Annotated in this window: 16 protein-coding genes and 1 pseudogene; 8 read left to right on the forward strand and 9 right to left on the reverse strand. The window is 49.9% G+C overall.

Annotated elements, in window-relative coordinates; genetic code table 11:
* Window positions 1-8 precede the first annotated feature (8 nt).
* Window positions 9-209, reverse strand: a complete 201-nt coding sequence (locus tag QMG16_RS16325; RefSeq protein WP_281795965.1) for a hypothetical protein — start codon at window positions 207-209, stop codon at window positions 9-11.
* 166 nt (window positions 210-375) lie between these two features.
* Between QMG16_RS16325 and QMG16_RS16330 the strand changes: the two genes are divergently transcribed.
* Both QMG16_RS16330 and QMG16_RS16335 read left to right on the forward strand, forming a co-directional pair.
* A complete protein-coding gene (locus QMG16_RS16330; RefSeq protein ID WP_281795966.1) occupies window positions 376-3,042 on the forward strand; it encodes a 1-acyl-sn-glycerol-3-phosphate acyltransferase in 2,667 nt (888 codons plus the stop codon).
* A gap of 246 nt (window positions 3,043-3,288) precedes the next feature.
* Window positions 3,289-4,365 (forward strand): branched-chain amino acid aminotransferase, encoded by a 1,077-nt coding sequence (locus tag QMG16_RS16335; protein ID WP_281795967.1) that lies wholly within the window; start codon window positions 3,289-3,291, stop codon window positions 4,363-4,365.
* Between the two features lie 380 nt (window positions 4,366-4,745).
* On the opposite strand, the gene QMG16_RS16340 is transcribed toward QMG16_RS16335, so the two are convergent.
* Complete coding sequence (locus tag QMG16_RS16340) at window positions 4,746-5,291, reverse strand: transposase (RefSeq protein ID WP_281795969.1); 546 nt, start codon at window positions 5,289-5,291, stop codon at window positions 4,746-4,748.
* A gap of 26 nt (window positions 5,292-5,317) precedes the next feature.
* Here QMG16_RS16340 and QMG16_RS16345 point away from each other — a divergent pair, with 26 nt between their 5' ends.
* Window positions 5,318-5,896, forward strand: a complete 579-nt coding sequence (locus QMG16_RS16345) for a hypothetical protein (protein WP_281795971.1) — start codon at window positions 5,318-5,320, stop codon at window positions 5,894-5,896.
* A 120-nt stretch (window positions 5,897-6,016) separates the two neighbouring features.
* On the opposite strand, the gene QMG16_RS16350 is transcribed toward QMG16_RS16345, so the two are convergent.
* Window positions 6,017-6,778: an IS5 family transposase gene (locus tag QMG16_RS16350; protein ID WP_281792066.1), complete on the reverse strand. Its 762-nt coding sequence runs from the start codon at window positions 6,776-6,778 to the stop codon at window positions 6,017-6,019.
* Window positions 6,779-6,872: 94 nt separating this feature from the next.
* On the opposite strand from QMG16_RS16350, the gene QMG16_RS16355 reads away from it, so the two are divergent.
* Together QMG16_RS16355 and QMG16_RS16360 are read left to right on the forward strand one after the other, a co-directional pair.
* Entirely contained in the window at window positions 6,873-8,009 is a 1,137-nt protein-coding gene (locus QMG16_RS16355) for an IS630 family transposase (RefSeq protein ID WP_281792982.1), read from the forward strand.
* A 156-nt stretch (window positions 8,010-8,165) separates the two neighbouring features.
* Window positions 8,166-8,927: an IS5 family transposase gene (locus QMG16_RS16360; protein WP_281795973.1), complete on the forward strand. Its 762-nt coding sequence runs from the start codon at window positions 8,166-8,168 to the stop codon at window positions 8,925-8,927.
* A gap of 14 nt (window positions 8,928-8,941) precedes the next feature.
* On the opposite strand, the gene QMG16_RS16365 is transcribed toward QMG16_RS16360, so the two are convergent.
* The 6 genes and pseudogenes from QMG16_RS16365 to QMG16_RS16390 all read right to left on the reverse strand — a co-directional run bounded on the left by QMG16_RS16365 (window position 8,942) and on the right by QMG16_RS16390 (window position 16,592).
* Window positions 8,942-10,105: a glycosyltransferase gene (locus QMG16_RS16365; RefSeq protein ID WP_281795974.1), complete on the reverse strand. Its 1,164-nt coding sequence runs from the start codon at window positions 10,103-10,105 to the stop codon at window positions 8,942-8,944.
* Window positions 10,102-11,292, reverse strand: a complete 1,191-nt coding sequence (locus QMG16_RS16370; RefSeq protein WP_281795976.1) for a carboxylate--amine ligase — start codon at window positions 11,290-11,292, stop codon at window positions 10,102-10,104. The genes QMG16_RS16365 and QMG16_RS16370 overlap by 4 nt, the downstream gene beginning before the upstream one ends.
* Window positions 11,289-12,605 carry an O-antigen ligase family protein gene (locus tag QMG16_RS16375; RefSeq protein ID WP_281795977.1) on the reverse strand — a complete coding sequence of 439 codons (1,317 nt, stop codon included), beginning with the start codon at window positions 12,603-12,605 and terminating at the stop codon, window positions 11,289-11,291. The genes QMG16_RS16370 and QMG16_RS16375 overlap by 4 nt, the downstream gene beginning before the upstream one ends.
* Entirely contained in the window at window positions 12,598-13,890 is a 1,293-nt protein-coding gene (locus tag QMG16_RS16380; protein WP_281795979.1) for a glycosyltransferase, read from the reverse strand. Before QMG16_RS16380 ends, QMG16_RS16375 begins: the two co-directional genes overlap by 8 nt.
* 90 nt (window positions 13,891-13,980) lie before the next feature.
* Window positions 13,981-15,526: pseudogene (locus tag QMG16_RS16385) on the reverse strand (ISKra4 family transposase).
* Between the two features lie 139 nt (window positions 15,527-15,665).
* The gene (locus QMG16_RS16390; protein WP_281795980.1) at window positions 15,666-16,592 is read right to left on the reverse strand and encodes a glycosyltransferase; all 927 of its coding nucleotides are present in this window, start codon (window positions 16,590-16,592) and stop codon (window positions 15,666-15,668) included.
* 113 nt (window positions 16,593-16,705) lie between these two features.
* On the opposite strand from QMG16_RS16390, the gene tnpA reads away from it, so the two are divergent.
* The 3 genes from tnpA to tnpC all read left to right on the forward strand — a co-directional run bounded on the left by tnpA (window position 16,706) and on the right by tnpC (window position 19,029).
* Entirely contained in the window at window positions 16,706-17,020 is a 315-nt protein-coding gene (gene tnpA / locus QMG16_RS16395) for an IS66 family insertion sequence element accessory protein TnpA (RefSeq protein WP_281792282.1), read from the forward strand.
* Window positions 17,017-17,370 carry an IS66 family insertion sequence element accessory protein TnpB gene (tnpB, locus tag QMG16_RS16400; protein ID WP_281795981.1) on the forward strand — a complete coding sequence of 118 codons (354 nt, stop codon included), beginning with the start codon at window positions 17,017-17,019 and terminating at the stop codon, window positions 17,368-17,370. Before tnpA ends, tnpB begins: the two co-directional genes overlap by 4 nt.
* A gap of 105 nt (window positions 17,371-17,475) precedes the next feature.
* On the forward strand, window positions 17,476-19,029 hold the full coding sequence (gene tnpC, locus QMG16_RS16405) for an IS66 family transposase (RefSeq protein ID WP_444979689.1): 1,554 nt from the start codon (window positions 17,476-17,478) through the stop codon (window positions 19,027-19,029).
* Window positions 19,030-19,036 lie beyond the last annotated feature (7 nt).

Here is a 19,036-nt window from a genome sequence, read left to right on the forward strand (position 1 = left end):
AAGGCTTCTTAATCCGCGAAAATCTGAGCAATCTGCCGATAAAAACAGAATGAAAAGGTCTCTGATTGCCATTCTCCGATTTTCATTGCAAAAGCCTTTCCAAAACTTCCCTCATCCCTTAAAAAACTCTCCTTTTTATCTAATATCATGATTTCATTAAAAACGGTAGCGCCGCCTTCCACGGCGGCGCTACCCGGGAATCCTTTCATCGATTTTTCCCCCCGCTGAAGGAACGGTGCAGGCTAGACTTCCCCCCGGCTTTCGTGAGAATAAAAAAGTTTGGTCTCTCTTCGGCTTTTTTGTTAAGTTAGCGCTCTTTGTATTATCTATAGCCCTTTTGTTTTGCATAGGCAGAATGAGGAAGGTAGACAAGCCATGAGCCAGTGGTGGCAGAAATTTAGAAAAAATCTGAATCTTTCAGTTGATGAAGACCGTTATGGGTATAGTGTGCAGCGGAAACCCCGCTTCCTGATGCAGGGATGGTTCGAGCGTTTGATCTCCAGGATCTCCATGCCCGAGGATCAGCAGCGTCTGCTTGAGGAGCTCGCCAAACGCGGGACCGTGGTGTACGCTATCAAGTATCGTTCCCAGTTTGACTATGTCTATGCGGCGCTGCGCCTCTATCAACTGGGGTTGCCTCCCGCGTCCTTTGTGTTTGACCAGCATCCCTATCTTTGGCAACCCCGGTGGTATGCCGCCAAAATACTGGTGTACCACTTCTGGCACTTGATACGTCACGGGTGCCTTCCCGATCCCTATGACGATGGCTACTACCGGGAAAAAATTCAGGCCGGGCAGTCGGGGTTGTTCTTTCTTCTGGGAAAGAAAGGCTATTACAAGCGTACCGTTCTGGTGGGAAACGATCCTATAGAGCACCTTTTCGAAATTCAAAAAGAGAGAGAGCGTCCCATTTTCGTCGTTCCTCTCATGCTGCTTTACACTCGCCACCCCAGTCGTGAACGCCGCGGTTTCCTGGATCTCTTTCAGGGACAAAAGGACTGTCCCGGGCCTCTTCGAAAGCTCATTTCCTTTCTTCAAGGCTATTCGAACGCCGTGCTGGAGGCAGGTGAAGCCCTGAACCTTCAGGAGATCCTGCCCGAGCTTTCCGAGGAAATCTCCGAACGGCGCAAGCAGATCTTTCAAGTGCGGCGGGGACTCATCGATTCTGTGGATGAGATCCGGCGGGCCATCGTGGGGCCCACCATGAAGAGCAATCTCGAACTAAAGGAAATCATTTTGCATCACCCGAGGCTGGAGGCCTTCATGCAGCGGCGGGCCCGTTCGAGCAGCCTGGAGATCTGGAAGGTCCGAATGGAGGCGGATGGATATCTCGATGAGATCGCCGCAAGCTACAGCTATCCCCTGGTGGAGCTGGGGGCAAAGATCCTGACCTGGGTCTGGAACAATCTTTTCGACGGCATCGATCTGGATATGGACAGCCTTCAAAGAGTCAAACGTGCGGCCCGCCACAATACGATTGTCTACATTCCTTGCCACAAGAGTCATATCGACTACCTGATTCTGTCGTACCTCCTCTTCAAGAACAACCTGTTCGCTCCCTTTGTGGCTGCAGGGAAAAATCTCGCCTTCTGGCCCCTGGGCCCCATCTTCAGGCGTTGCGGCGCGTTCTTCATTCGGCGCAGCTTCAAGGGGCTCCGGTTCTATGCGGAAGTCTTTTCCCTCTATGTGAAAACCATGGTGCAACTCGGACACAACATCGAGTTCTTCATAGAGGGCGGCCGAAGCCGGACCGGCAAAATGGTTTTGCCCAAAATGGGGCTGCTCGCCATCCTCATCCAGGCCGTGGAGGAGGGGTTCTGCGACGATCTAGTCTTCGTTCCGACATCCATCTGTTACGACCGCATCCCCGAGGAAGAATCCTACCTGAAGGAAATTTCGGGAGGAGCCAAGGTGCAGGAAAATATCGGCCAACTGGTTCGTGCGAGGCGTTTTCTCAAGAAACGATATGGAAGAGTCTATGTACAGTTTGCCGAACCGCTCTCCTTGCAGAACCATCTGGAACGCTACCGAACCGGTTCCCATGTAATGCGTCCCAAGGAGCGGCATGCCATGTACAGGGACTTTGCCTACCGCATCATCAACAGCATCAACAAGGCCTCCATGGTGACCCCTCATGCCCTGACCGCTTCCGCCCTTCTTACCTCTTCCCGGCATGGTGTTTCCCTGGCCGAAGTGCAGGAGATTTCCAGGGCTTTTTATGACTATCTCTCCATTTGCGGCGTAAGATTCTCCAAGACCTTCAAAAGTTATGACAAGTGCATGGAAGAGACACTCTGGGATCTCGAACGCAGCAAGCTCGTGGGGAAGCTCAAAGACGAGGATGACGATCTGGAAGAAGAAGTATTTACCATGGAAGACAGTAAGCGTTTGACATTGGAATACTACAAGAACAATATCATTCACTTCCTGCTCCCCGCCGCTTTCGTTTCCACTTCCATTCTGGCCCAGGATTCCTTCCGCTTCAGTCTGGCCGAGGTTCTGGAAGATGTGGATTTCATGAACAACTTTTTCAAATTCGAGTTCGTTTACGACAACGAAGTCAGCACTGAAAAGCTGGTTTCAGAAGTTTTGTCCACATTTGAAGCGATGGGCTGGGTGCAACGGGTGGGGGAAGACGACAAGCCGTATATACTGACCCACAAAGGACTCCGCTTCGCGCACTGTTTCCACGGATTGCTCCGCAACTATTTTGAAGGCTATTGGCTGGTTTTGCGCGCTTTCAGGTACCTTCAGAAAAATCCTTACAGTGAAAAGGATTTCATGAAAAAAGTGTTGAGCCTCGGCCAGAAAGCTCTCAAGCTGGAATTGGTCGAACGTCCCGAATCCGTTTCAAAGATCATATTCAATAACGCCCTGAAATTTTATGTCGAAAAAGGGATTGTCGAAAAGAAGATAGAGGAGGAAAAGGGCAAGGACAAGGAAGCCGAATGCTATGCCGATACGGGGAACCGGCTTCTTGTGCAGCACTACAGCAAACAGATCAGTCGATTCCTGCGGTCGCCACATTTTGCCTTGCAGTAATGGTTGGAGAGGTCTACACTCGGTGCCGGTTCTCGATAGAGGCCATATTTTTATCTATAAATTTATATTAACCCCCATGACGGGGCGGTCACAACGAAAAATGAAAAAAGGCAATGCGATGCAAGGCGACAGGGAAGGCGGGAAGTGTTCTTGAAAAACGATATTATCATGAGCCATAAGCTATGAACCACGAGCCTTTTTTTCATATCAAGGAGTGTGATGATCCTTTTTTAGGGAGGTGCTTAGATGAAGATTAAGATTCAACCGGTAGACCCTGCCAAACGACGTCCCAAACCGGCAGATGAAAGCAAACTCGTTTTTGGTAAAACATTCAGTGACCACATGTTCCTCATGGATTACAAGGCCGAGGCCGGTTGGCAAGATCCGCGCGTCGTACCTTATCAAGCGCTCGAAATGGACCCCTCAGCCATGGTTTTGCACTATGGTCAGGGCATTTTCGAAGGGTTGAAAGGATATCGATGCCGGGATGGGAGAATTCATCTGTTCCGCCCCCAAAAAAACTGGGAAAGGCTTAACCGTTCCGCACGCAAGCTCTGCATGCCTGAAATCGATGTGGCATTCCAGTTCGAAGCCCTTCATGAACTCCTGAAAATCGATAAGGACTGGATTCCCCACAGCATCGGTTCTTCCCTCTATATCCGTCCCACGATGATCGCCAGCGAACCCCACTTGGGAGTGCGGCCGGCTCATGAGTACCTCTACTACATCATCACGGGTCCCGTGGCGGCCTACTACCCCGAAGGGTTCAATCCGGTGACCATCTATGTTTCGGATGAGTTCGTGCGGACCGTGCGTGGGGGACTCGGAGAAGCCAAGACCATGGCCAACTACGCATCCAGCCTTTATGCCGCCGAAGTTGCGAAGAAAAAGGGATTCACTCAGGTCCTGTGGCTCGATGGTGTGGAACGCCGCTTTGTAGAAGAAGTGGGCACCATGAACATTTTCTTCCGCATCAAGGACGAGCTGGTGACACCTCCTCTGACCGGTTCCATACTGCCGGGAATCACTAGGGATTCGGTCATCCAGCTGGCCGCCCATTGGGGCATTCAAGTTCACGAACGTCCCATCGAAATTGCCGAGGTGGTGGACGCCATCAGGTCCGGGGACATGAAGGAAGTCTTCGGTACGGGAACCGCCGCCGTTATTTCTCCCGTGGCCGAGATGTCTTACAAGGAGAAGTCCTACAGGGTTCAGAAGGGCGAAGTCGGTGAGTGGTCTCAGAGATTCTACGATGAAATCGTAGGCATTCAGTATGGTGAAAAAGAAGACCCCTTCGGTTGGATCTACGAAGTGAAATTTTAGAGCGGGACTTTGTCCTGAAAATTCCTCCCTTTGAGGGGAGTAGGGGAGTGTAGGTTTTTCAAAATGAAAATCGCTGGCAATAGAAGGGGGCTTGAATTCTTGTGATCAGGTGGTTACTATAAAGCCGAGGTTGACAACAAGTCGCCTTCTCCTAACCCCTCCGAACCCCGTTCGGCTTTTCCCCCTCCGGCTGAACGGGGTTTTTCATGTCTTAACGTCTTCAGGCAGCTCAAGCTTTCGCCCTTTTGGCACGCAGGTACTGCAGATAACTGTTGAGGGCGGTTTCCCACTGTTTCATGAACTTCTCATAAAAACTTTCCGTATACCCGAGAACGAAGTCTTCGCCTTCGCCGCTCAGGGCCGTATACATATAATGCGAATTAAGGGTTGAGGCTCAGCAGCAGAAAACTTGCCGCAAGCCTTCCAAAAACATGAACCAAGAGCCCCTTGAAGGAGCGGACTTTCGAAGCGATCTCGATACCCGTTTTCTCCCCAATCCAGGAGAAGAGTGACTCGAGAGGTTGCCTGATTGCACTGACCGCCTTAGAGAAGGCCCTCTGAGCAAGGGGTAGAATCTCTTGCCCCTTTTTCTTCTTAAAAGGAGCATAGATGTGAACCATTTGAGGGCAAAGTTGCTCGGAAAGCTGTGAATCGATATAGGCTTTGTCTACGAACAGATCGATGTCGTGTAACTCTGAGGCGATGCCTTCCAGAACGTTTAGATCGAACTCTGATGCCGGAGTGACCAGAGCTCGGTCAGGCTGTGGCAGGGTGCCGGGAGATCTGAGCCCAAGAACATGCACCTTCACTCCATAGTAGTACATCTTCTTGGAAGAGCAGTAGCCCTTATTGGCAAAAAAGGATGCCACTCGCGCCTTGCCGCTCCTCTTCTCAGAAGCCATAATAACGGGAAAGGAGTCCAGCATGCCTATCTCTCTGAGGATGTTTGCAGATGGGAATTGTCTACTTTGTTGAAGTCGCATTGAGTAACCTGTGCTGGCCGGGAGAAGGTCCGGGAATTGAGACAAAGACCTACCGGTTTCGGGGGGAAGCCCGCTCGAAGAAAGTCGTATCCGAGGAGGAGAAAAAGCCTATGAGGCTCGATGCGCTTTCCCAGAAGATCCCCGATGCTTTCTGGTATCGAAGAACCGTCTCGGAAGGGACCAAAGGACCCATCACCTACGAATTCACCAAAAGACGGGTCACTCTTTGCAAAGACGGGCTTCCCGCCCGTACGGTTTGGCTGGTCATGAAGCGAAGCCTCGACCATACGAAATGCTGGTTTTTCATCAGCAATGCCCCTCTCAGCACAAGGCTTTCTACCTTTGTTTGGCTGAGCGGGATTCGGTGGGCGGTCGAACAGTGTTTTGAGGAGAGCAAAGGAGAGGTCGGGATGGATCACTACGAGGTGAGAAAATATCCGGCGTGGAACCGCCATATCCTCACCAGCATGCTCGCTCACTTCTTCCTTTGGCATCTTCGGATACGGTTGGGAAAAAAAAGCACCGCTCATTACGCTCTCGCAGCTTAGAATTCTCATCATGGCCGTGCTCCCCATGAAGACCTTCGATGCTGAGGCCCTCATCCGCTTAGTACTCCAGCGCGATAATTACGCAACCAGATTTGTTCAACCCTAGGTTCTGTTGACATTTCACCTCAACCAGATGAGAGCTGCGACAAAGCCAAGAAAGCCCAAGAAGCTTCTGTCGAGCTTGTCGAATCTGGAGAAAATGCGTCTGAAATGTTTGATCTTGCTCATAAAGCACTCGATCAGATGTCGTTCGCGGTAGCGGCATTGGTCGTATTCGCGGGGCTCTTTGCGATTGGACCGGGGTGGAATCACAGCAGTAGCTCCAGATTGGGTGATCGCCTGGACGAAGGCATCCGAATCATAGCCCTTGTCTCCCAGTGCATGAGCGAAGGTGAAGCCCTCGATAAGAGCCGGTCCCTGTTCGATGTCACTCTTCTGACCGGGAGTGAGAATGAACCTCAGGGGATTTCCCAAGCCATCTACCGCTACGTGGATCTTGGTGGAAAAACCTCCTCGGCTGCGCCCGAGAGCCTGTGTCTCTTGTCCACCGGATCTTTTGAGGGCTCCGGCAGCACAGGGATGGGCACGAACAATGGTGCTGTCAAACATGAAGTTCTCCATATCGGGATCATCTATGAAGTGCTCGTGCATTCTGGAGAAGATACCCTTGTTACACCAGCGGGCGAATCGTTTATAGACACTGTTCCAGTTACCGAATTTCTCCGGGAGCAGTCTCCACTGAGCACCACTTCGTGTAATCCAAAGGAGTGCCTCAATGAAAAGACGGCAATCACCTTCTTCTCCTACGTAAACATCCACACAGGAGCGAAGGAATTGGAGGATCTTCAACCATGTTTCATCTTGTAGTAGTGCTGTTGACATCTATTAATTAGAACCCAAATGTCAACAGAACCTAAGAGGTTCCAGGCATGTTAAAATTAAATAAGAAGGCAACAAACAGGAGAGGAGTACAACCATGCCTGGACCTCAACACAAATACTGCATCTACATTCCTCCAGAGAAACGGAAAGTATTGAAACATCTGAGAGTGAGCTACACAAAACCCTATGCGGAGGTTGTAAGGGCTCGTATCCTCCTCCTATCGCATGAGCACCCGGAATGGAGCATCCGGCAGATCGCTGATGAAGTCGGATGCAGGCCATCCACCGTTAAGAAGTTCCGCAACAGATGGGTCAATGAAGGTAGCCTCAAAAACCACCCCCGACCCGGAGCCCCAAGAAAGCATCCTTCTGCCGTGAGGGCTCAGATCACCTTGTTGGCCTGTTCGAAACCGTGTGATCATGGCAAGCCATGGCAACGCTGGTCTGGAGAGAAGCTTTGTCAAGTCGCCAAAGAAAAAGGAATCGTCAGCCACATTGCCCCGAGCACTATTCGTCTTTGGCTGAAACAGGACAAGATCAAACCCTGGCAATATCATCTATGGCAAAAATCTCCTGATCCAAAATTCGTTGAGAAAGCGTCTCCAGTCCTGGATCTCTATGAGAACGCTCCCCAGTTGTTCCAGCAGGGTGAAGCTTCCGTTTGTATCGATGAGAAGACCTCCATTCAAGCAAGAAGACCTCTTCACGAGACCAAACCCGCCATAGCCGAACACCCCGTTCACGTGGCATCCCGATACAAACGGATGGGAGCATTACAGCTGTTTTGTGCTCTTATCGTCGCCAATGGAATCACCTTCGCCCGTACCTTCGCTCGCAAGCGCTTCGCGGAGTTCAAAACCTTTCTTCTGAGTTTCTTTTCTTCAGCCATTGTCAAGGGATTCAAGGTTATTGATCTCATTCTGGACAATGGCTCTACGCATGCACCCAAACAACTGGGCAAATGGATTGCTTCTCTCAACCTTTCTTTTAATGTTCGTATCTACTGGCTTCCCACATATGCCAGTTGGCTCGATCAGGTTGAGATCATCTTCAGTAAGGTTACAAGGGATGTACTCACTCCCAACGACTTCAACGACAAAAAGGAGCTTTCACAAATGCTTATGGGTTACTTTGATGAGCTCAACAGACATCCAAAACCCATAAAGTGGACCTATACGAAAACAAAGCTCGTGGCCAAGTTCGCTCCAAAATCCGTGCAAATGGCCGCGTAATTAGTGCGTTGGGGTACTTAGTCCAGTGGATCGAGATCAGAAATCACCGCGCTTATCTCTCCCATAGAAAGAAGAAACTCGAAGGGGGCTGAGCCAGGGCGCGTTGTAGGGTTAACAGGGTGGGAAAGATCCTCAACCCTTAATTCGCATTAACAGATGTCAACAGCACTACTACAAGATGAAACATGGTTGAAGATCCTCCAATTCCTTCGCTCCTGTGTGGATGTTTACGTAGGAGAAGAAGGTGATTGCCGTCTTTTCATTGAGGCACTCCTTTGGATTACACGAAGTGGTGCTCAGTGGAGACTGCTCCCGGAGAAATTCGGTAACTGGAACAGTGTCTATAAACGATTCGCCCGCTGGTGTAACAAGGGTGTCTTCTCCAGAATGCACGAGCACTTCATAGATGATCCCGATATGGAGAACTTCATGTTTGACAGCACCATTGTTCGTGCCCATCCCTGTGCTGCCGGAGCCCTCAAAAGATCCGGTGGACAAGAGACACAGGCTCTCGGGCGCAGCCGAGGAGGTTTTTCCACCAAGATCCACGTAGCGGTAGATGGCTTGGGAAATCCCCTGAGGTTCATTCTCACTCCCGGTCAGAAGAGTGACATCGAACAGGGACCGGCTCTTATCGAGGGTTTCACCTTCGCTCATGCACTGGGAGACAAGGGCTATGATTCGGATGCCTTCGTCCAGGCGATCACCCAATCTGGAGCTACTGCTGTGATTCCACCCCGGTCCAATCGCAAAGAGCCCCGTGAATACGACCAATGCCGCTACCGCGAACGACATCTGATCGAGTGCTTTATGAGCAAGATCAAATATTTCAGACGCATCTTCTCCAGATTCGACAAGCTCGACAGAAGCTTCTTGGGCTTTCTTGGCTTTGTCGCAGCTCTCATCTGGTTGAGGTGAAATGTCAACAGAACCTAATGATTCGTATGGCGAGATATGATGCTATGGTAAAGGATTTCGATGTCTCTGGCCCATTGCTTGATCGAGAATTTGGTTTCAATGGTGTGCCTTGCGTTCTTTCCAAGCTCAGTCCTGAGTTTTGGCTGTTTAATAAGATGCATGATGGCGTTTTCAAGGGCAAAGATACTGTCTGATTCTATCAAGAGCCCATCCTTTTCGTGTGTCATGATTTTGCTGACTCCACCGACATCTGTTGCGATGCAAGGTAGTCCAACTGCCATGGCCTCAAGTAGGGATAAAGGTGTTCCCTCCATCCTGGAAGGCAGAACAAAAATGTCCATAAGATAAAGCCAAGGTTCTACGCTTTCTTGAAAGCCGGCAAAGATAACACTGTCAGCAAGACCTAATTCATCTACCATTTTTTTTAGCGACTTCCGAAGTGGTCCGTCACCCACGAGCACCAGCTTTACGTGGGCATGCAAAGTTTGAACCCTTCTGAAAGCACTAATTAGGATGGGGAGCCCCTTTTCTTCGCTAAGTCGGCCCACATAGCCTAAGAGGATGTCATTAGCGACAATATCCAATACATTGTGTTGAAGTCTATCTTGTGCTGGTCTAGGTTTGGGGGAGGGGATGGCTGGAGTGTTGGGAACTGTCACAATTCGCCCTGGATGAATGATGTGGCCGATAAGTTGTACCCTTAATGCTTCTGAAACAGCTATGATGCAGTCAAATCCATTGAGTAAAAGCATATCGACTTTATTATAAAATCGCAATTTGGCGTCTGTCGAAATGAATCCATGGCAAGTGGAAATACATGGTATTTTTTGTGAGCAAGAAGCAAAAAAAGCAAGAAAATCAGCAAAATACCCATGCGAATGGATCAGCTGAACTGAGTCGTGCAATAGTTCTTGCAGAAACAATCGAAGTGCGCGCAAAAGGCGAAAGCGATCTTTCTGTTGTTGAGACGGGGTCAATGCTACGGGTATTTCTAGCAGTCTATAATCCAGTTCGACAAGCCGTTTGGTGATGTGATTGTCTTTTTCCCATGGTCTGACCAGAACCACTGGTTGGATGTTAAAGCTATCCCGTCTGACATGTTCCAGAAAATTCAAGTTGATCCGTTCAGCCCCGCCAAATGATATGGCTGGAAAAAGGTAAATAATCTTTGGCCTCATGTCCAGATATCTTTCAATGAGTCAGTGTCCGGACTGTTCACCCTAAGTTTTCTAAAGGATTTCGTGAAGTGCCCCCAGAGCCAAGCGAAGAATGGAGCCGGATCTTGATAACAAAAATCATCCGATCTGTAATTGGCTAAAAGTGACCTTATGTATTCCAATGGACTTCTTTCACCATCTTTGTTGCGAATCTCTGTGAGAAGTGCGGCGATTTCTCCACCCAACCAATGTGTTTGGACCCCTTCCACGAAATGGAGAATAGGAGATACATCACCATGTTGGGCGATTTGAAAGATCAAATGGGGGATGTTCACGCCCGATTGTATAGCCTGAAAGAGAGATCCCCAAAGGCGAGGATTAATGTCGATAAGATATGGCCTGTTTGTTTTCTCTTCCACTATGAAATCGGCCTGACAAACACCATGCCACGAGAGATCTTCCAGAAGGAGTCGAAGATAGTGTTCGGCGGCTTCGTGATGATTGCTTATGCGCCAAGTTGCTTGCCCCCTGGAGCGTGGATAGCAACGAAGTTGCTTATAAGATACCATAGCTCGCAAGGAACCTCGATTGAAAAGCATCGCCACGCAATGGACTCTACCAATAATTTTCTTTTGGATAATAAACCTTTCCCATGGGTGGCCGCAAAATAAAGAATGATGAAGGTGTTCTTTCAGTGCTGCAGCAGAATCGACCTGAGTTACTGCCCACCCTCCCCCCCCTTGACGTGGCTTGATAAGCATTGGGAAATCCGCTCCACTGAGTTCAGGGAGTTTCCGGCGCAATTCAACCGGTGAATAAATAGGTGGAACAAGTATATTGAGGTGCAGTGCGTGGTTATGCCATCTTTGCTTATCATGTGCAAAGAGCAGCTGGTCATAAGATGGAAGGATGATTTTGATGCGAGCAGGAAGCTGATCCCGGTATTTTGCAATAAGCAAAGTTTCCTCGTGGCAGGGGATGAATAACTCGATTTTGTTACGTCCACTGAATTCAACAATATGATCCAGGAATGCCTGTGGTTGACTGTACGGAGAAGGGCAAACCGTATGGTCCCGAACAAAACGCGAATATCGGCACATGGCGTAGGGACGCCAATCGGTTGTGTAAACGGGAATACAGTTAGCAGCTAGACTCCGCGTTACGACATAAGCAACACGGCTGGCGGCGTTGGTTACAAGCACTCTCATAGGCGCCTTGAAGTTATTTTTGGGTCGACTTGCATTGGCTTTCTCTGGTTTTGGCGAACGAGAACGCCTGAAAGCCAGCAAAATTCGTAAATCAAACCATTATAGCTTTGGGACAGAAAAATCCCGCAAATCGCAAAACCAGTCAGGGAACCGGAAAGCGCTGCTGCGTAAATTTGAGCATTGTTGGGACTTTTGGAAAAAGGTAATGATGCAGAAAGAGTGTGTCTCAAGTTAGAATAGGTTCGGAGTAAGATCATAAAAAAGATCAAGAAGCCCACAAACCCTAACTCTACAAGTATAAGCAAATAGGTGTTGTGAGCGGTCTGCCATTTACCCCCGCTAACTTCTGCAGAGAGTTCAGCATCAAAGCGGTCGTTATTAAGATAGTCACCATATGCAGTCATGTAAGCCGCAGGGCCTACCCCTAGCAAAGGATGGTCAAATGCGATTTTCAAGGATCTCTTCCAAATAAGCAGACGGCCTGCACCATCTTGACTTTCTTCAGTAATCGTTTGCATTCTATCCATATATTGTTCTGTGGCCATGCTTACAAAAAGTATTGTAACCACACTTAAAATCACGGTCAGCTTTATCCGTGAAATTCGAGGAATACCTATGCATCCGTACCATGCTCCGACTGTAATGAGGCCAATAAATCCTCCTCTCGACTGGGTCGCAAGAAGAGCTGCCAGCATTAACGTGCTAGCTATTCCCGCGAATGCTTTTCCATACCATTTACGGCTGGCCAAAAAGGGTATCAGACATAAAGGAAGCAAGGTCACCATGAGCATGGCGAGATCATTTGGGTCGTACATTCCTCCAATACTTACTCTATGCTGACTGCCGGAAAACAAAAGCGCAGATGTACCGATTAAGAGGCCAGAAAAGAGAAGGGTGTACAGAAAAGCTGCGATACGCTGCGGAGTGTTGATTAGTTTTACAAACAAAAAAAAATACAGCCCGAACTTCCAAATAAATGCTTTCATGAACTCTAAACTCAAACTGGGATAATAGCTGAAAGGCGTGGTCAGCACCATCACTGCAGACAGATATAGAAATAAACGGGCTTCCATGTGGCTGAATGGGGATGCATTTGTTTTTACAGAGGGTTCAGGAAACATGAAGTAGGAACCAGCACTAATTGCTGCAACCACTTGCCCGGGATAAATCTGTGCAACAAAAGGGAAGATATCTTGTGGCCGCCCAACGTTAATGACAGTCCATACGTACAGCATGGCGACGGGCAGTGTCAGAGTCGTTGGCGGAGGTTCACAATCGATGACGGCGTTCGACGTTGTTTGTTTATTAAACATACCGGCCTCTGCCATTCGAACAAGTTACCGTGTCGAGAACCTCTGCCAATCGCTTTGTCCTGGTTTTCCAGGAATACTCCTCCAAAAACTCTGTGGAAATAGTATCAATGAGGATCCCATCTTCCCATTTCCTGTATAAAGCGCAAATTGCCTGCACGATTCCTTCGATATCCGTTGGTGAAACCACTATGGACTGTGGTGAATAAGATTTAATGATTGTTTCGACCTCTCGAGATTCGACCGTTGCGAGTAAAGGTTTACCCATCGCAATCCCTTCATAAAGCTTGGTGCTGATGCAAGGAGTGTAGTTACGCAACAATACTGCGTTCGAAGCTTTGAGATAATGCCTCAGTTGTTCTCGTGGCACCGGATCATCAATGCGGACATAATCCGTTAAATCCCGTTCCTGGACAAGTTTCTTGATCCAGTGCGAGGATGCGCCCACGTAGTGGAAAAAAATGCGGTCTCCCGGAAGCAGCTGTTCCTTCACGATGTGTTTGAGTGCGTCAAAAAAAGGTTCGGAAGGTACCATTCCATGATAGAAGTTGCCGGAATAAATCATGCGAAACTGCTTACGCGAGCCTTCATGGGCTGAGCCCCGGAATTTAAAGAAATCATGATATCCATTTCTTAGTACTGTAACACGCCCTTTCAGAAAAGGATAGGCAGTCAAATAGCGTTGTCTGGTTTCCTCCGTCACAAGAATGAGTTCATCACAATATTGCAAGAGCTGCTTTTCAAGTCGATAGCGTGCTAGATCGGAGAAAGTTTCATCGCCTCTCAATACACGGCGGGACATTGGATCTCTGAAGTCCAAAATTAGGGGGAGTCCTGAGCGTTTTTTGATCCAGGCGGCAGCTACCGCTCCGCTCAGAGGAGAGCAAGAAGCATATATTGCATCAAAGCGATTCAACGGAAGCCTTTGAGCTGCTCGTGCAGCACCAGGTATCCAGAACATGAATGGATCAGGAATCCATAATTGTGTCAGCCACACGAAAAATGCGTATGACTCACGCAAACCAAGAAATCTTCGAGTTGCTGCATACAATGCATTGGAGAGGTGAATCAACGGCATAGGGTTGAAGGCGCTTGGCGCCTTGACGATGGGCATGCCAGGAAGCAGATCGCCTTTTGTTTCGCAATAACCCTTCATAGGGTTGGATACGGTGATTACTGTGGGATTCCAGCCAAACCTAGGCAGATACTTTGAGAAATGTTCGCTACGTATGGCTCCCACATCACTGATCGGGGGGAAGTAATAACAAAACATCAACAATTTTTTCATTTTGACCATTGTTCGAGTATACAGGAGAATACAATATATAAAAAAACTGTAGTGATTTACCTTTGGGTGCGGCTCTTTTGAAACGACGTTTCAAGCCGCCTGTTGGAGGTCGCACTCTACAGCGGGCTCATTTTCCATCACGGCGGGCAATGCTCGCCCATCAACAGGGTATAAAAAGTAGTTCCGCTCCCGTTCCCGCTTGAGGTGATAGGACCAATAGCTCTCAAAATCCCCGCTGGATCTAAGAGAACGAATCCTGAGCACAGACTCTGCTCTTTGCATTCTCCACCGTGTACCAGTCAGATCCATCCGATCTTTGATAAGATGGCGGCAGGCTCCCTCGATCACACCTGTTGCGATGGGAAAACCCTTTTTTAAGAAGATGTGGTAGTCGAGCAGGATGTCAATATTTTTCAAGGTAGTCGGCACACTTTTCCACCGCCTTTTGCTTCTCCTTGCCCAGTTCGATGGCGCTCCGGCGCATCTGGGCAGCAACGCTTTGGGCCTCTCCCCGAAGGATCTTAAAGGCCCTTTCGGCTACCCACTCCTCGGCCTCTTTGCTCCCAACGGCACAGAAGCTGTAGGCCGCCTTCCACACGTACTCGAGTACATGGATGAAATCGAGGATGATGGTCACATCGGAGCGGTACCCGAAGATAATGGAAAGGACCAGATCAAGCTGCTTTTCAGCTCCATCCAGCAGCACCACCCAGGGACGCTTCCTATCCGGATCACGCCTTATGGCCTCATCGAGCATGGCCTTGATGACTTCCTCCGGCTCCTTCTCCACACTGGCCCACACCCGCTTGTTCTCGGCTCGTGGTCGATCTGTCTTCTGCGGTTTCACTCCCATGATCATCTCAGGAGTGCGCTTATGGGACTCAACGCTGTAGACGGCTGCAACCGTTGCCATGCGCTTTCGGTTCGGCTTCTCTCCGGGAGAGAGGCGGGAGCCGCACCTCTCGTTAGCTTCTTCGGCCGCTTTGCGGGTGGCAGGGCGAAGATCCTCTTTTCGCATGACCACCCCCTTTTGATCCACACTCATCGCCAGGATGTTCGATGCTTGCTCTGGTCCATTTGTCTGCCGCCCTGAGTAGAAGGAGTCGAAATCCTGTGCCACGGATACGGCAATCTCTTCGGTCTGTCTCTTGGGCACCTTGCCTCCCGTGGTATTTTGGATGCTCTCAACGGTTTGATCAAAAGAGCTGTTGGCCACCTCTTCGGCCACCCGCCGTCTGAGGCCATGGGAGTACTTGTCAGGAGGAAGATTGAGAGCGGCATTCAGTGGAAACTGACTGCTGACACCAGGTAAGCTGTAGCCCTTGCGTCTGACCGTTACTTGTCCGAAAAGACTCATAAGCTTCTCTTCACAATCTGTTCGGCAATGGGTGAGTATCCGTCCATCGGGTCCTGCAACATCGTCTCTCTTAGGCTCAACTGCTCCACGAATGTCGAAGTGACCCTGCAGCAGGCGCCTCTTGAGCTCCATTCCCATGCGCATGATCAGGGTTTCCACCTGCCCATGCTCCATCTCCATGTTCTCCTCGCTTGAGAGCTTACCGAGCATGGATTCAAACTGCTCACAGGACGCATCGAATGCTTCACAAATCCTCTCGATCTGGTATGCTGGTGTCATGGAGGGGGCCTCCTTTAGCTAAAGGTTCTTACAATCCAATCCCTTAGCTACTGTCGAGTGCCCCTTCCATCAAGATGGTATCAATATCAAAAACTTGTCTCTATCTGACCGGAACGTCGTTTCAAAAGAGCCGCACCCTTTACCTTTTCTTGCTGGTTGTGCGGACAGCATTTTTGACCAATGCACCAAACCGTGCCAATATATAAACTGAGGCAATCAGAGTATTGCCGGGGATATGACCGAGTGTCTGACTACGTTTGAACGACATCGCAAGAGATGGAAATATAATCGCCAAAAAACCAGCTATAAAAAGAGATGGTGCAGTAAACCAAATACCCAATACAAGACATAGGATGCAACAAGAGATGCTGACGAGAGCAAGCATGGCAGGTCTGGAATGAATGATTTTTTGCCAACTGCCGCTGTCGCCTAATCCATGCCATATCTCTCGTTTTATAAACTGTGTCAATGATTTAGGAAATCCATAATGATAAGTTTTGAATTTGGGATCGATGACCAGTTTTGAGCCGAATCGAGTAGCGCGCTGACAAAATTCCCAATCTTCACCGGTTATGAGCTTCTCGTCAAATCCTGAAAGGCGCGTAAAGAGAGCCCGTGGCACTACCATGTTGCCACTGTTGATGTGTTTTTGACTGAACTCACTTCCTACAAACCAGTGGTTCTCCAGCCAAGAAGCATTTGATGGTTTGAGGTAGGGAGCACCGGTGATAATCGATGCGTTCGACGGATAATTTGCAGCAAATGCTTGGATCGCATGCACCCATTCCTTGGTGATCTCAACGTCAGCATCGAGGAAAGCTAGTATGGTGCCGCTCGAATGAGTCACACCTAGGTTTCTTAATGCGGCAATGGTGATGGAAGGCGCCAACAGAGTTTTGATACCGTATTCTTGGCCGATTTGCAGAGACCCATCGGTTGAGCCATTGTCGACAATGATGATCTCAAAGCTTCCTTTGAAGTCCAACATGTATCGGCCGATTGCCCCAAGGGTCTGACGCAATATGGCAGCTTCATTAAAGCATGGAATGATGATACTTATGTCCAATATGGCTCACGGGGGTTGTAGTTATCTAATTCGTAAGCGATCAGGGAACCCCATCTTTCGGGTAAACCAATAGTGTACCAAGATCGCCTCACACTTTATGAAGGAGGCGATCAATGAAGAAGACCCAATCGACTGACAATGAAGTAAGGCAGAAATTCTGGGAGCACCACCTGGCTCAATGGCAAGCAGGTGGTCTGTCGCAGGCCGAATACTGTCGAAGGCATGGACTGAGCGTCAAGACCTTCGGCTATCACAAACGCACGAAAGGAACAGACTCGCTCTGCCTTGTGGAGGTCCCCCTGGCAGCTCCGGTTTGCTCTCTCCCCAAGCCCCTCAGTCTCACCGTGGGCTCCCGGTACACCATCCGGATCGAAGCAGGCTTTGATGCAGACACTCTGCGCGATCTCCTCGAGGTGCTCGACCGATGATCGCCCTGCCGCAGCACACCCGGGTCTATCTTGCTTTGGGCAGTACCGACATGCGCAAGGAGATCAACGGACTCTCGATTCTTGCGGAAGGGACGCTCTCGCTCGATCCTTTCTCAGGACATCTTTTCGTCTTCTGCAATAGAAGTCGATCGACCGTAAAGATCCTCTATTGGCAAAGGAACGGGTTCTGCCTTTTTCAAAAGAGGTTGGAGAAGGAACGGTTCCGCTGGCCTGAAACCAGAGAGCAGGTGATGGAGATCGGGCTGAGGGACCTGTCTTTCCTTCTCGAGGGGCTCGATTTCACCGCCCTCCATCCCCACCGGGATTTGCACTACTCCACCCTTCTCTAAAAGCGGTTTATTCTCCGGAATCATTACAAAAGGAACTGTTAAAGAAGGCCTTTTTATGGTAGTATATTTTTTATAAATGAGGCCCTTTTACCCAATAATTTTGAACTGCTCAAAACGATCATCCGAGATCAGGAAGCGGCGTTTCTCGACCAGAAGCAACGGTATGAATCCCGCATCGAATTCCTGGAGGAACGGTTGAGGCTCCTTCAAAACGAGCTCTTCCGGCGCAGTTCTGAAAAACGCCCTGTGGAGGAGGACCCTCGCCAGCTCCATCTTTTCAACGAAGCTGAAGTGAGTGCGGAAGAAAAGCCGGTGACCGAAGAGATCGAAGTCCCCGCCCACACCCGGCAAAAACCCAGGAGAAAGCCTCTTCCCGAACATCTGCCTCGCGTGGAAGTGATCCACGATATTGTCGAGGAAGAGAAGATCTGTGCCTGTGGAGCGACACTTTCGCGGATCGGCGAGGAAGTATCGGAGAAGCTCGACATCATCCCCGCCAGGGTTCAAGTCATTCGCACCATTCGCCCCAAGTACGCGTGCAAAGGCTGCGAGGGAGTGGAAAGCGAAGGGGGAGCGGTCAGAATCGCCGAGCCTCCTCCAGAGATGATCCCCAAGGGGATTGCCACGGCAGGGACCCTTGCTTATGTGGCTACCGCAAAATACGCCGACGGCACCCCGCTCTACCGGCTCTCAAAGATCCTTGAGCGTTACGGAATCGAGATCCCCCGATCCACTATGGCCTCCTGGATGGTGATGGCAGGCGATCGGTGCCGCTTGATCATGGAGATGCTTCAGAGGGAGCTCAAATCGGGGGCCCTCATCAATTGCGACGAGACTCCCGTGCAGGTCCTCTTTGAGCCGGGACGTGCCAACACCACGGATTCCTACATGTGGGTCTTCAGGGGAGGAGACCCGCAAAAACCTGTTGTCCTCTTCCACTATGCCCCTACAAGATCGGGGGATGTTCCCAGGGAGATCCTCGAGGGGTACCAGGGGTATCTGCAAACCGATGCTTTCTCGGCCTATGATCAGTTCGACAGGCCGGGGTCCAGGATTGTGCTCATCGGGTGCATGGCGCATGTGAGAAGAAACTTCGTCAAAGTCATCGATGCCCGGGGAAAGGGGGCGAAGAAGACCGGGAGTGCCGAGGTCGCCCTCGAATACATCCGAAAGCTCTACGCCATTGAAAAGGTGGCTCGGGAGCGCAAGCTTACTCCTGACGAAATCCGTGCTCTCAGGAAAAAAGAAGCCGAGCCGATCCTCAAGGAGTTTAAAGCCTGGATGAAGGGGCGCCTGCCGCAGACCCCACCCAAGGGGCTTCTGGGCAAAGCCCTGAGCTATGCCCTCAACCACTGGCACAAACTCATCCGCTATCTGGAGGACGGCCGCATTCCCATAGACAACAACATGGCGGAGAATGCCATCCGACCCTTTGTGGTCGGTCGAAAAAACTGGCTGTTCAACGGGCACCCCAACGGAGCCAAGGCTGCCGCCACCCTCTACAGCCTGATTGAGACAGCCAGAGCCTGCGGCCTGGAACCTTACCAGTATCTGCGCTATCTCTTTGAGAGGCTTCCCTTTGCCCGCAGTGAGGAAGATCACCTGGCTTTGCTTCCTCAGATGCTCACCCCGGAGCAGTTGACTCGCTCTCTCCAGTAGGTTACCC

This window comes from Desulforhabdus amnigena, from assembly GCF_027925305.1.
Classification (GTDB): Bacteria; Desulfobacterota; Syntrophobacteria; order Syntrophobacterales; family Syntrophobacteraceae; genus Desulforhabdus; species Desulforhabdus amnigena.

Bases quoted from the DNA above. Each gene is read 5' to 3' on its own strand.
- QMG16_RS16325 (WP_281795965.1), bottom strand. From the start codon at position 209: ATGAAAGGATTCCCGGGTAGCGCCGCCGTGGAAGGCGGCGCTACCGTT.
- QMG16_RS16330 (WP_281795966.1), top strand. From the start codon at position 376: ATGAGCCAGTGGTGGCAGAAATTTAGAAAAAATCTGAATCTTTCAGTT.
- QMG16_RS16335 (WP_281795967.1), top strand. From the start codon at position 3,289: ATGAAGATTAAGATTCAACCGGTAGACCCTGCCAAACGACGTCCCAAA.
- QMG16_RS16340 (WP_281795969.1), bottom strand. From the start codon at position 5,291: ATGCTGGACTCCTTTCCCGTTATTATGGCTTCTGAGAAGAGGAGCGGC.
- QMG16_RS16345 (WP_281795971.1), top strand. From the start codon at position 5,318: ATGGGAATTGTCTACTTTGTTGAAGTCGCATTGAGTAACCTGTGCTGG.
- QMG16_RS16350 (WP_281792066.1), bottom strand. From the start codon at position 6,778: ATGTCAACAGCACTACTACAAGATGAAACATGGTTGAAGATCCTCCAA.
- QMG16_RS16355 (WP_281792982.1), top strand. From the start codon at position 6,873: ATGCCTGGACCTCAACACAAATACTGCATCTACATTCCTCCAGAGAAA.
- QMG16_RS16360 (WP_281795973.1), top strand. From the start codon at position 8,166: ATGTCAACAGCACTACTACAAGATGAAACATGGTTGAAGATCCTCCAA.
- QMG16_RS16365 (WP_281795974.1), bottom strand. From the start codon at position 10,105: ATGAGGCCAAAGATTATTTACCTTTTTCCAGCCATATCATTTGGCGGG.
- QMG16_RS16370 (WP_281795976.1), bottom strand. From the start codon at position 11,292: ATGAGAGTGCTTGTAACCAACGCCGCCAGCCGTGTTGCTTATGTCGTA.
- QMG16_RS16375 (WP_281795977.1), bottom strand. From the start codon at position 12,605: ATGTTTAATAAACAAACAACGTCGAACGCCGTCATCGATTGTGAACCT.
- QMG16_RS16380 (WP_281795979.1), bottom strand. From the start codon at position 13,890: ATGAAAAAATTGTTGATGTTTTGTTATTACTTCCCCCCGATCAGTGAT.
- tnpA (WP_281792282.1), top strand. From the start codon at position 16,706: ATGAAGAAGACCCAATCGACTGACAATGAAGTAAGGCAGAAATTCTGG.
- tnpB (WP_281795981.1), top strand. From the start codon at position 17,017: ATGATCGCCCTGCCGCAGCACACCCGGGTCTATCTTGCTTTGGGCAGT.